This is a genomic window from Knoellia pratensis (genome assembly GCF_042666395.1).
GTDB classification, from domain to species: domain Bacteria; phylum Actinomycetota; class Actinomycetes; order Actinomycetales; family Dermatophilaceae; genus Knoellia; species Knoellia pratensis.
Genome location: NZ_JBHTDJ010000001.1, coordinates 1,085,169 through 1,097,187, shown reverse-complemented (window position 1 = coordinate 1,097,187; position 12,019 = coordinate 1,085,169). Strand labels below are relative to the sequence as shown.

The following is a 12,019-nucleotide window of genomic DNA, read 5'->3' as shown; positions in this document are numbered from 1 at the left end:
AGCGCGCCGCCGACCGGTCCCGAGGCCCGTCAGGCGAGGGCCTTGGCGGCTGCGACCGCTGCGTCATAGGCGACACCGGCCAAAGCACCACCGGTTGAGACGCGTCGCACGCCGAGCTCGCCCAACCGCTCGACGGGGGGGTGGTCGCCGGCAGCGAGGACGTTGACCGGGCGGCCGAGCGCGACGATCGCCGCGATGCCCTCCTCGTCGTTGACGAGTGGCGCGAAGAGGACGTCGGCCCCCGCGTCGCGGTAGGCCGAGAGGCGGGCCAGGTGGTCCGCCCCCAAGCCGTAGAGGACGCTCTCGCAGCGGGCGGTCACGACGATCCCGTGCTGGTGGGCGGCCTCGACGACGGTCGCCACTCGCTCGACGGCTTCGTCGAAGGGGACGATCGCCGACGTCACCGGGTCGTAGTCCTCGATCGACAGCCCACTCGCCCCCGCCTTCGCGAGGAGCTCCACGGTCCGGGCAACTCCACCCGCTTCGCGCGGGAAGCAGTCGGCCGAGTCGATGTTGAGCGGCACCGTGATGACGCTCGTGAGGAGGGCGACGTGCGCGACGAGTTCGTCGCGCGTCACTTCCAGGTCGGACTTGCCGAGCGTGGCGGCGTGGCCGTGGCTCGTCGTCGCGAGCGCGGGGAAGCCTGCCTCCTCGAGCCGCTTGGCCGAGCCGGCGTCGAAGGCGTTGGGCATGACAAAGAGGCCGCTCTCGTGGAGCTCTGCGAAGGACATGCCTGCATCCTGCCCGCCCCCACTGACATCCACCCCCTCGACTTCGTGCCCCATACGGACACGCGGCGGCGGCCTACGGCCGACCCTGCCTGTCAGTATGGGGCACAAAGTCGCAAAGATGGGGTCATGGTTGCGCTGCTCACCCCACTCGAGGCCCCGGTCGAACCCACCGAGGCGTTGCGCCGGATCGCCTTCCTCCTCGAACGGACCCGGGCCGGCACCTATCGGGTCGAGGCCTTCCGCAATGCCGTCAAGGCGCTCAAGGAGATCAGCGACGACGAGCTCGACCAGCACGTCGAGGCCGGCACGCTCCAGGAGATCCCCGGCATCGGGAAGTCCACGTCAGCGGTCGTCGAGGAGGCAGCGCAAGGTGAGCTGCCGGCATACCTTGCGTCGTTGCAGGACAAGAGCGGCGGTCCGCTCGTCAGCGGTGGCGCGGACCTGTATGCCGCGTTGCGCGGAGATTGCCACCTCCACTCCGACTGGTCGGACGGTGGTTCACCGATCGACGAGATGGTGCTCACCGGGATCGAGCTCGGCCACGAGTGGATGGTTCTCACTGACCACTCCCCACAGCTGCGCGTCGCCAACGGACTCACGGCCGAGCGGCTGACGAAGCAAATTGCCATCGTCGACGCGATCAATCGCGGTGTGGGACAGGCATTCCGGCTGTTCAAGGGGATCGAGGTCGACATCCTCGACGACGGCCGCCTCGACCAGACCGACGCGATGCTCGGCCAGCTCGACTTCGTCACGGCGTCGGTGCACAGCAAGCTCAGGATGAACGCCGACCCGATGACCAAGCGCATGGTCAACGCCGTCCTCAACCCGCGCGTCAACGTGCTCGGCCACTGCACCGGGCGGCTCGTCGAGGGATCTCGCGGGACTCGACCGCAGTCCGACTTCGACGCTCACGCCGTCTTCGAAGCCTGCCTCGAGGGCAACACCGCGGTCGAGATCAACAGCCGCCCCGAGCGACGCGACCCGCCCGACGAACTCATCGAGCTGGCCCTGGAGATCGGCTGCCTGTTCTCGATCGACTCCGATGCGCACGCACCTGGACAGCTCGACATGAAGGCCTACGGGTGCGAGCGGGCCGAACAGCTCGGCGTGCCGTGGGATCGGATCATCACGACGTGGGATGCCGACACGCTTCACGCCTGGGCCAATCCCGCCTGACACAACCCCTGACCATCCGGACATAGACGGGACATGAGCACCCCAGCAGCGGCGAGAGAGCAGCGGTTCCGTGCCCTCTACGCCGACCACTACGACCACGTGTTGCGGTTCGTGGCCCGACGAAGCAGCCCCGCCAGCGCCGAAGACGTTGTGGCAGAGGCGTTTCTGGTGGCGTGGCGCCGACTCGACGATGTCCCGACCCGCGTTGGCGAAGCACTGCCGTGGCTGTATGCCGTGGCTCGCAACTGCCTGCTCAATTCGGCTCGCGCAACAGGGCGGCAGGGAGCCCTCGCTGTGCGCATCGCGGATGCCGGACCGAGCGACGCCCACCACACGCACCTCGACACCGACCACATCGCCCGCCGCGTCGACCTCGCCACCGCCTGGCAAAGGCTCACCGATGCCGAGCAGGAGGTGCTCGCCCTCGCCATCTGGGAGGACCTGCCCTCCCCGGCGGCGGCGCGCGTTCTCGGCACGACCGCCGCGGCATACCGGCTGCGGCTTTCCCGAGCGCGACGCACGCTGCGTCGCCACCTCGACCCCACTGACACCCCGGTGCGGGCGCTGCCTGCACCCGCGCTCCTCAAGGAGAACTCATGAACACCCACGTCCTGGATCCGACCACCGATGTCGAACTACGTTCTCTCGACGCTGCATCCGACGTCTCTGGCGACCCCGCTCGCCGGGCGACCACCCTCGACAGCATTCTCGGTGCACCGGCCGCGACTTCCGCCTTGGTCACGCCACTGCTCCCCGTTGCACCTCGCCGAACGGCTCGCCGCTGGGCTGCCCTCGGAGCTGTCGCCGCCGCAGCAGTCACGGGTGCAGTCGTGTTGCCGACGCTCAACGCCGCACCGTCCTACGCGTCGTGGACCGCCCGTCCCGACACCGTCACGGCAGCCGAGTCCACGCTCGTGCGCGAGGCCTGCCTCGACCAGCAGGGTCCGTCCATCGGCGACGGCTTCATGGCGACGAAGGACCTCGCCGTCCAGCTCGCCGAACGGCGCGGCGACTTCGTGACGATGCTGCTCTCGAAGCGGACGCCGGATCGCCTCGTCGCTTCGGTCTACTGCCTCGCCGAGTTGCCCCTCGGCGCAGAGGACGTGGCTGATGTCGAGACCGGCGCGACCGGCGGCGGCGGGTTCCCCGCACCGACGGGCCGACAGTTCACCCAGGGCGGCATCTCGCAGTTCGGCGGCGACGACGGCGCGTCCATCACCGAGGGCGAGGTCGGACCCGACGTCGTCGGACTCACCCTTCACGCCGACGGTCACGATGTCGTCGCCACGATCAAGGACGGCACGTATGCCGCGTGGTGGCCGGGCAAGGCCTTCGCGGACTCCGCGGGTCGGTCCGGTAAGGGCGGGCCGGCGCCGGCGATCACCTACGACGTGACCTTCGCCGACGGGACGGTCGCGCGAGATGTCGCACCGACCGAGCCCGGAGGCCCCGGCGGCGAGATCCACACGGAGACGCCTCCGACGAGCTGACCGCTGGCTGGGTCGTTCCGGTGCTGCAGGGTGCGCGGCAGGGCGCGCATCCTGCAGCACACCCTTGACAACGCTCGAGAAGTTATGTCTCAATGGATTAAGTCATTGATACATAGAGGGAGCGTCATGTTTGCAAGCCGTTGGCTCGATTTCCTTGTGCTGATCGCCATCGCCGTTGTGCTGTTCGGAACCCTTGGGCCGCTGTTTCGGGGCCTTCGTGCTTCCGGGCTCAGCGCCGCAGCGGCCACCGCACGTCGACGAGCCATTGCGGCGTCCGCCGCCACGGGGGTGGCGGCGATCGGAGCGATCGCACTCACCTTGGCACTCACAGGTAGTGGGTATTTTGCCTTCGTCGTCGCCACCGGTCCCGCGCTGACCGGCGCGGCCATGATCGCCGTCGCCACCGTTGCGGAACGCACCTGGCCACGACCCAGCGGCCAAGTACGCTCCGCGGCTCTGCGGACCAGGCGGGCAGGCTCCGGGTCCATCGCCATGTCGCGCATGGCGATTGTGGGTGGCGTGGCCAGTGTGATGCTGCTGATCTTTGCTGCGCTCACCGATGAGCCGGGCGGCGTTGGCGCGCAACTCACCTGGGACTCAGGCAAGGCCACGGCTGGTCCCTACCCGGGAAGCCACTACACCTGGGCGGTGCTCGGCGCACTGGCTCTCGTCTGCGGCCTGACCCTGCTCGGACTGCGCGTCGTCGACGCTCGTCCAGCGCTGGGTGTCGGACTCGAACTTGAGGATGAAGCCGCGCGCGAAGCCTCACGGGTGAGAATCCTGCGCGGCAGCGCGTTCGCAATGCTGATCACCACCGCAGGCTTGCTGATGAGCGTGGTCCTGTCGTGGGCAAAAGTCCTCGAAAGCGCCCAGATGGACGCCCCACAGGCCTTCGACACCGTTGGATGGAGACTCGTTCAACCCCTGGGTGTCTTCGCCTATGTGCTGGGCGCGGCGGTCGCGATCCTCGCAATCAAGGTGTTCCTGACACCCGGCCCGCCGATGCCCACGGCAGACCAGACGCCCGTCTCGCCCGCAGCCGTGACGCCCTCCCGTGGCGCCGCCGCATGAACGACCTCGTCATCACCGTGGACGTGTCGGCGCACGAGCCGCCGTTCGAACAGGTCCGCGCGCAGCTCGCCGGTCTCATCGCACGAGGCGCCCTCGCTGAAGGTGACCGCCTCCCGACCGTTCGCGCCCTCGCCGCCGACCTCGGGATCGCCGTGAACACCGTCGCTCGCGCCTACAAGGAGCTCGAGGGCGAGGGGCTCGTGACAACCGGCCGCCGAGCCGGCACCACCGTCGCCCCCGGCGGCCACGCCACGGACACTGCCCTCCACCGCAGCGCAGCGGCCTACGCGATCAGCGTGGCGCGGGCCGGACTGACCGACTCCGCAGCCATCGACCTCGTCCGGGCAGCGCTCCGGGAGGCGCGCGCGTGAGGTGAGCGCGGGTCCCACGGTCTGCGTGGGCCGGCATACCGGATGGTCGTTCAGCAGCCCTGCGGACCTCGTTTTGGATGCAGCGCGAACGTCCCTTATGCTTTCCGAGTCCACGACGGATCTCGAGCGCTGCGCGCTGCGCGACGTGGGGTCTGTCGTCTCGACGGGTCCCCATCGTCTAGCGGCCCAGGACTCCGCCCTTTCACGGCGGCAGCACGGGTTCGAATCCCGTTGGGGATACGCATGGCAGTTGGAAATGCAGTTCAGCAGTGAAGGTCTTGCACCACGCAAGGCCCCGTAGCGCAGTTGGTTAGCGCGCCGCCCTGTCACGGCGGAGGTCGCGGGTTCGAGTCCCGTCGGGGTCGCCAGCACGAGAGGCCCACACCACCAGGTGTGGGCCTCTCGTCGTCGGTGCCTCCGGATGACGTCGCGCGGAGCGGACGGACGTGACCTAGCCGTCGGCCGGGTCGCGCGGGACGCCATACTCGTGCGCGGCATCGAGGCCCCGCAGCTCCTCGATGAGGTCGATGAGGCGGCCCATCACCTCGTCGGCCACGCGACGGACAGTCGCCTCATCGGGGTCAGCCCCGGCGAGCGCCACCACGTCGATCGTCTCCCCCACGAGCACGCTGACCTCCGGCGGCAGGGCGAGGTTGCGTAGCGTGCGACGCAGGTTGCGGCTGCGGCCGACGACGTCCTGGGCGCCCTGCAGGGCCACGGGAACGACCGGCGCACCCGTGCGCAGAGCCAGCCGCACGGCCCCCGTCTTCGAGCGCTCTGGCCAGTGGCCGGGGTCGCGCGTGATCCGTCCCTCGGGGAACAGCCCGACGGCCTCACCCGCCGCCAGTGCCTCTGCGGCGGCGTCGAGGGAACGCGCCGCGGCGTCCGACCCGCGGTGCACCGGGATGAACCCGAGCCGGCGCACCACCGGCCCGAGCAGTGGCGCCCGGAAGACGCCGGCCGTGGCGAGGAGCCGCAACGACCGGCCGAGGTCGCGGCAGGCGATGGCGAGCAGGATCCCGTCGGCATAGCTGGTGTGGTTGGCGATGACGATGAGCGGCCCGCCCGGCAGCTGCTGGGCGACGGACCGACGCCCCACCTGTCGCGCGCCCTCGAGGCGCGCGACACTCGCCACGAGACCGCCCGCAACTGCCGCGGCGACCCCGTAGAGCAGGGCGTCCCGTCGACCCGGCTGTCTCCAGTTCATGGGCGCCGAGGGTACCCGGGACTGCGACGCTCCTGAGCCGTTTTGCGACGAACCGTCAGCGGCTGACCTCGATCGCGATCTTGCCGCGCACGTGCCCGCTCTGGCTCAGCTCGAACGCCTTCGCCACGTCCTCGAGCGCAAACGCCTGCGCCACGGGCACGGTGAGCTTGCCGGCGTCAGCGAGGTCCGCGAGCGCCTGCAGGTCGTCCGCGTCGGGGCGCGCCCACAGCGCGATGCCGCCGGCCTCGGCCACCGTGCTGTCAGCGATGGACGCGTGACGACCACCCTCGGCGAGGACAGCCTGCGTGGTCTCGAGGACGCCACCCACGAAGTCTGCGACGACGTCGACGCCCTCGGGCGAGAGCTCGCGGACCCGCTCGGCCAGTCCGTCGCCATAGGTGACCGGCTCGACGCCCAACTCACGCAGGAACTCGTGGTTGCCCTCGGACGCGGTGCCGATGACGCGGGCGCCGAGGGCCTTCGCGATCTGCACGCCGAGGATGCCGACGCCGCCGGCCGCGGCGTGGACGAGGACCGTGTCGCCTTCCGTGGTGCGCAGGCGCGTGAGGAGCTGGTATGCCGTGAGGCCGGCCAGCGGAAGGCCTGCGGCTTCGTTCCAATCCAGGGCGGCCGGCTTGCGCGCGACCATGCGGACAGGGGCCGAGACGAGTTCGGCGAAGGTGCCCTGCTGGACCCAGTCCTTGCGGGCGTAGGCGATGACCTCGTCACCCACGGCGTACTCCGGGGTGTCCGGGCCGATGGCCTCGACGACACCAGAGACGTCCCAACCGGGGATCGCCGGGAAGTCGACCTGCATGAGGCCGTCGAGGTAGCCCGCGAGGACCTTCCAGTCCACCGGGTTGACCGAGGCGCTGCGCACCCGGATGAGGACCTCGCCCGGCCCGACCTTGGGATCGGGGACGTCGGTGAGGGTGAGGGTGTCAGGGGTGCCGTACTGGCTGTAGGTGATTGCTCGCATGCCCGGGCCAACGCACGGGTGACGGCGGCGCATTCCACGTCGGCGTCCCGGAGCGCGTGACGGATGTCAGGCGCCGCGGTGGAGTGGTGGAGGGGTGGGGCCGGCAGGACCCGGGTCAGCTGTGACTGACGGCTGCTCTCACCACCGGAAGCGCCTGCACGTAGCGCTTCATGAACGAGTCGAAGCCGGCGACGTCCTCGGGCTGCGGGTCCACCGTGCACAGCACGGCGTCGGCGAAGACCTCGGTGTCGAGGAAGGCCGCGAGCCCAGCCGGGTGTCCCCCCTGCTGGCTGAAGGCGGCGAGGACCGCGATCCCCCAGGCTCCGCCCTCGGCGGCCACGTCACCCACGGCGACGGGGGTGTCGAGGGCGCCGGCGAGGAACGCCTGCGCGACACCGGCGGTCTTGAAGAGCCCGCCGTGCGCGAACAGGCGCTCCAGCTCCACGCCCTCCTCCCGCTGCAGCACGTCCATGCCCAGCCGGAGCGTGGCGAGCACGGCATACAGCTGCGTGCGCACGAACGTCCCGAGGTCCAGGGCGCTCCCCGGCGTGCGGAAGAACAGGGGCCGCCCCTCCTCGAGGTCAGTGATCGGCTCACCGGACAGGTAGTTGAAGGCCATGAGGCCGCCACCGTCGGGGGACGCGTCGCGGGCCGAACCGAGGAGCACCTCGAAGACCGCGCCGGGCTCGACGGGCGTGCCTGCGGCGCGGGCGAACTGGGCGAACAGGCCCGCCCAGGCGTTGAGCTCGCTGGCGCCGTTGTTGCAGTGCACCATCGCGACCGGGTCGCCGGCCGGGGTGGTCACCAGGTCGACCTCGCGGTGCGGACGGCCGAGCGGGCCCTCGAGCACGGCCATGGCGAAGATGCTCGTCCCGGCGCTGACGTTGCCGGTGCGCGGAGCCACCGAGTTCGTCGCCACCATCCCCGTGCCGGCGTCACCCTCGGGCGGACACATGACGGCACCGGGAGCGAGCCCTCCGGTGGGGTCCAGCAGGAGTGCACCGTCCGCGGTGAGGGCGCCGGCCTCCCGACCCGCCACCAGCACGGGCGGCAGGAGGTCCGCGAGCTTCGCCGCGAGCGCGCTGTCGGCGGTGAGCCGGTCGAACTCGTCGAGCATCGCCGCGTCATAGCCACCCGTGGTGGAGTCGATGGGGAACATGCCGCTGGCATCGCCGACCCCGAGGCACCGCTGACCGCTGAGCCGCCAGTGGACGTAGCCGGCCAACGTGGTGAGGTGCGCGATCCGGGGCACGTGGGGCTCGTCGTCGAGTACGGCCTGGTAGAGGTGGGCGACACTCCAGCGGTGCGGGATGTTGGCGCCGAACGCGGCGCTGAGCGCGTCGGCGGCGCGACCGGTGTTGGTGTTGCGCCACGTCCGGAAGGGCGTGAGCAGCTCGCCGTCGGCGTCGAGGGCCAGGTAGCCGTGCATCATCGCCGAGATCCCCAGCCCGCCCACGGACGCCAGCTGGACGGCATACGTTCGTCTCACGTCGGCGGCCAGAGCGGCGTAGCACTGCTGCAGCCCCGCCCACACCGCGTCCACGGAGTAGGTCCACACACGGTCGACGAACTGGTTCTCCCACTCGGCCGTCCCCACGGCCAGGGGGCGGTGGTCCGAGCCGATGAGCACGGCCTTGATCCTCGTCGAGCCCAGCTCGATGCCCAAGGTCGTCCGGCCCCCGAGGATCTCGGCGGCGAGGTCCGCGGTCACGCCGGGCCGGGCCGGGTCGAGAGGGTCCACCGTGTGTGCGCCCGGTACGTCTCCCCCGGTCGCAGCACGGTCGACGGGAACTGGGGCTGGTTGGGTGCGTCGGGGAGCTGCTGGGTCTCGAGGCAGATCCCGTCGCCCTGGCGCAGGAGCGTGCCACCACGACCGAGCAGCGCGCCGTCGAGCCGGTTGCCGGTGTAGACCTGAAGCGAGGGCTGGTCGGTGGCGACCTCGAGGGACCTGCCGCTGTCGGGGTGCTCCAGCAGGGCGACCGTCCTGTCGCCACTGCCGGGCAGGACGTAGGTGTGGTCGATCCCGCTGACGACCGCCACCTGCGGGTGCCCGGCCCTGACCCGGTCGCGCAGCGGGACAGACGTCGTGAGGTCCAGCGGCGTGCCGGTCACGGACTCGACCGCGCCCTCGGGGACGGAGCGCGAGTCCACCGGGAGGTAGGCATCCGACCGGACGGTGAGGCGGTGCGCGTCGACTCCCCCACCGCCGGGCCCACCGAGGTCGAAGTAGGCGTGGTTGGTGAGGCTGACGACGGTCGGCGCGTCCGTCGTGGCCTCGTACGTGAGCACGACCGAGTCGCCCTCGAGTGCATAGGTCGCCGTCACCGTCAGCTCGCCGGGGAAGCCCTGGTCGCCGTCGGGGCTCACGAGCCGCAGGGTGATGCTGGCCGGCGTTGCGTCGATGACCGACCAGAGCCGGGCATGGAACCCGTCTGCGCCGCCGTGCAGGCAGGTTGGTCCTTCGTTCGCGCTGAGGTCGTGGCGGGTGCCGTCGAGGACGAACGAGGCGTCGGCGATCCGGTTCGCGTAGCGCCCGACCGTGGCCCCGAGGTAGGGGTTGCCCGCCTGCACGTAGCCCTCCACGTCGTCGAAGCCGAGGGTGAGCTCGACGAGCTCGCCCCGCGCGTCCGTGACGCAGAGACTCTGCAGGGTGGCCCCGAGGTCGAGCACCACGAGCTGGAGTCCGTGGTCGTTGCTCAGGGTGTGTGCGGTGACGGCCTCACCCGAGGGCAGGGTGCCGAAGTTCGCAGGCATGGGGAGCAGTTCCTCCGTTGGTCTAGAGCCGGGCCGCGAGGCGATGGTATGCCGCGTTCCACCGGAGTTCTCGGCGCACCGAGTCGGGGGTCGCGCCGGCGTCGATGACGACGAGCTCGGTGCCGATGATCTCGGCAAGGTCCCGGAACTCCTGGGTCGTGAGGGCCGACGAGAGCACGGTGTGGTGCGGGCCGCCCGAGAGCAGCCAGCACTCGGCCGACGTCGACAGGCTCGGCTGCGGCTCCCAGACCGCACAGGCGACCGGGAGCTTCGGCAGGTCGTGGTCGGGGTCGACGACCTCGACCTCGTTGAGGGTCAGGCGGAAGCGGCCGCCCATGTCGCTGATCCCGACGATGACCGCAGGCCCGGGCGCCCCGGTGAACCGCAGGCGCACGGGGTCCTCGCGGTCCCCGATCCCCAGGGGGTGGATCTCGAGCGACGGCCTGGCGCTGGCGATGGTCGGACAGACCTCGAGCATGTGCGCGCCGAGGATCTTCTCCTCCCCCGGGACCAGGTGGTACGTGTAGTCCTCCATGAAGCTGGTGCCGCCCTCGACACCCTCGGCCATGACCTTGGCGGCGCGGAGCACGACCGAGGTCTTCCAGTCGCCCTCGCCGCCGAAGCCGTAGCCGTCGGCCATCAGCCGCTGCACGGCCAGGCCCGGCAGCTGGCGCAGCCCACCGAGGTCCTGGAAGTTGGTGGTGAAGGCGCGGAACCCGCCGTCGGTGAGGAAGGTGCGAAGGCCGGCCTCGATGCGCGCTCCGTAGCGCAGCGACTCGTGGCGCTCACCGCCTGGACGCAGCTCGGTCGCGACGTCGTAGGCCTCGAGGTACTGGTCCACGAGGTCGCCGACGGCTGCGTCGGAGACCTGGTCGACGACCTCGACGAGCTCGTTGACGCCGTAGGTGTTGATGGAGACGCCGAAGCGGAGCTGGGCCTCGACCTTGTCGCCCTCGGTGACCGCGACGTCGCGCATGTTGTCGCCGAAGCGGGCAAGCTTGAGCGTCCTCAGCTCGTGCGCCCCCCGGGCCGCACGGGCCCACGTCGCCACCCGCTCGACCACGACGGGGTTGCCCACGTGACCGGCGATGATCTTGCGGGCCACGCCCAGGCGCGCCCCGATGTAGCCGAACTCCCGGTCGCCGTGGGCGGCCTGGTTGAGGTTCATGAAGTCCATGTCGATGGTCGACCACGGCAGCTCGGCACCGGCCTGCGTGTGCAGGTGGAGCATCGGCTTGCGCAGGGCGTCCATGCCCGCAATCCACATCTTGGCCGGCGAGAACGTGTGCATCCAGGTGATGACGCCCACGCAGTTCGGCGCGGCGTTCGCGGCCAGGATCTGCGCGTGGATGGCTCCGGAGTCGGCGAGGATCGGCTTCCACACGACGCGGGCCGGGATCGCACCACTGGCGTCGAGCTCCTTGACGATCGCCTGCGACTGCTCGGCGACCTGGCGCAGCGTGTCCTCGCCGTAGAGGTGCTGGCTCCCCGTGAGGAACCAGAGCTCGGGCTGCGCGGACGTGTCGGGGGTCATCGGATCTCCTCGTGGTGGCGTGCGGTCGGACGGGTCATCGCTGCCCGTAGACGTTCTGGTAGCGGTCGAACAGTGCGTCGACGTGGTGCTGCTCGATGGGGAGGGGCTCCCCCAGCTGGCGCGAGATGTGGACGGTGCGGGCGACGTCCTCGCACATGACCGCGGCCTTCACGGCGGTGCGAGCGTTCTTGCCGATCGTGAACACCCCGTGGTTGCTCATGAGGACTGCCGGAGAACGACTGTCCCGCAACGTCTCGACGATGCCGCGGCCGATCGAGTCGTCCCCGATGAGGGCGAACGGGCCGACCGGCACCTCGCCGCCGAACTCGTCGGCCATCATCGTGAGCACGCAGGGGATCGGCTCGCCGCGCGCGGCCCAGGCGGTCGCGTAGGTCGAGTGGGTGTGCACGACCCCTCCGACGTTCGGCATGTGTCGGTAGACGTAGGCCTGCGCGTCGGTGTCCGAGGAGGGTGCGTGGTCACCCTCGACAACGGCACCGTGCAGGTCGCAGACCACCATCGAGTCGGCGGTGAGGTCCTCGTAGGCGACCCCGGACGGCTTGATGACCATGAGGTCGTGACCCGGCACCCGGGCGGAGACGTTGCCGGCGGTCCAGACCACGAGCTGGTACCTCGTGAGCTCGGCGTGCAGCTCGGCGACCTCGGCCCGCAGGCGGGAGAGTGTGTCGCGGACCTCGGACAG

General features: G+C 70.6%; 12 protein-coding genes and 2 tRNA genes. 7 read left to right on the top strand and 7 right to left on the bottom strand.

Annotation, left to right across the window (positions count from 1 at the left end):
* Positions 1-29: 29 nt before the first annotated feature.
* Entirely contained in the window at positions 30-731 is a 702-nt protein-coding gene (locus tag ACFQRE_RS05235; protein ID WP_380119646.1) for an isocitrate lyase/PEP mutase family protein, read from the bottom strand.
* Positions 732-857: 126 nt separating this feature from the next.
* On the opposite strand from ACFQRE_RS05235, the gene ACFQRE_RS05230 reads away from it, so the two are divergent.
* The 7 genes from ACFQRE_RS05230 (at position 858) to ACFQRE_RS05200 (ending at position 5,210) form a co-directional block, all read left to right on the top strand.
* Positions 858-1,910, top strand: a complete 1,053-nt coding sequence (locus ACFQRE_RS05230; RefSeq protein WP_380119644.1) for a PHP domain-containing protein — start codon at positions 858-860, stop codon at positions 1,908-1,910.
* Between the two features lie 33 nt (positions 1,911-1,943).
* Complete coding sequence (locus tag ACFQRE_RS05225) at positions 1,944-2,510, top strand: RNA polymerase sigma factor (RefSeq protein WP_380119642.1); 567 nt, start codon at positions 1,944-1,946, stop codon at positions 2,508-2,510.
* Complete coding sequence (locus ACFQRE_RS05220; RefSeq protein WP_380119640.1) at positions 2,507-3,400, top strand: hypothetical protein; 894 nt, start codon at positions 2,507-2,509, stop codon at positions 3,398-3,400. The genes ACFQRE_RS05225 and ACFQRE_RS05220 overlap by 4 nt, the downstream gene beginning before the upstream one ends.
* Before the next feature lie 126 nt (positions 3,401-3,526).
* Positions 3,527-4,471, top strand: coding sequence for a hypothetical protein (locus tag ACFQRE_RS05215; protein ID WP_380119639.1), 945 nt, complete (start codon positions 3,527-3,529; stop codon positions 4,469-4,471).
* Complete coding sequence (locus ACFQRE_RS05210; RefSeq protein WP_380119638.1) at positions 4,468-4,842, top strand: GntR family transcriptional regulator; 375 nt, start codon at positions 4,468-4,470, stop codon at positions 4,840-4,842. Before ACFQRE_RS05215 ends, ACFQRE_RS05210 begins: the two co-directional genes overlap by 4 nt.
* Positions 4,843-5,009: 167 nt before the next feature.
* Positions 5,010-5,082: transfer RNA gene (locus ACFQRE_RS05205), tRNA-Glu, on the top strand.
* Positions 5,083-5,133: 51 nt separating this feature from the next.
* A tRNA-Asp gene (locus ACFQRE_RS05200) sits at positions 5,134-5,210 on the top strand.
* Between the two features lie 83 nt (positions 5,211-5,293).
* On the opposite strand, the gene ACFQRE_RS05195 is transcribed toward ACFQRE_RS05200, so the two are convergent.
* The 6 genes from ACFQRE_RS05195 to ACFQRE_RS05170 all read right to left on the bottom strand — a co-directional run bounded on the left by ACFQRE_RS05195 (position 5,294) and on the right by ACFQRE_RS05170 (position 12,019).
* Positions 5,294-6,049 carry a lysophospholipid acyltransferase family protein gene (locus ACFQRE_RS05195; protein ID WP_380119636.1) on the bottom strand — a complete coding sequence of 252 codons (756 nt, stop codon included), beginning with the start codon at positions 6,047-6,049 and terminating at the stop codon, positions 5,294-5,296.
* 55 nt (positions 6,050-6,104) lie between these two features.
* A complete protein-coding gene (locus ACFQRE_RS05190; protein WP_380119634.1) occupies positions 6,105-7,028 on the bottom strand; it encodes an NADP-dependent oxidoreductase in 924 nt (307 codons plus the stop codon).
* A 115-nt stretch (positions 7,029-7,143) separates the two neighbouring features.
* Positions 7,144-8,769: a xylulokinase gene (locus tag ACFQRE_RS05185; RefSeq protein ID WP_380119632.1), complete on the bottom strand. Its 1,626-nt coding sequence runs from the start codon at positions 8,767-8,769 to the stop codon at positions 7,144-7,146.
* A complete protein-coding gene (locus ACFQRE_RS05180; protein ID WP_380119630.1) occupies positions 8,736-9,782 on the bottom strand; it encodes an aldose epimerase family protein in 1,047 nt (348 codons plus the stop codon). Before ACFQRE_RS05180 ends, ACFQRE_RS05185 begins: the two co-directional genes overlap by 34 nt.
* A gap of 22 nt (positions 9,783-9,804) precedes the next feature.
* Complete coding sequence (gene araA, locus ACFQRE_RS05175) at positions 9,805-11,316, bottom strand: L-arabinose isomerase (RefSeq protein ID WP_380119628.1); 1,512 nt, start codon at positions 11,314-11,316, stop codon at positions 9,805-9,807.
* 34 nt (positions 11,317-11,350) lie between these two features.
* A complete protein-coding gene (locus ACFQRE_RS05170) occupies positions 11,351-12,019 on the bottom strand; it encodes an L-ribulose-5-phosphate 4-epimerase (protein WP_380120435.1) in 669 nt (222 codons plus the stop codon).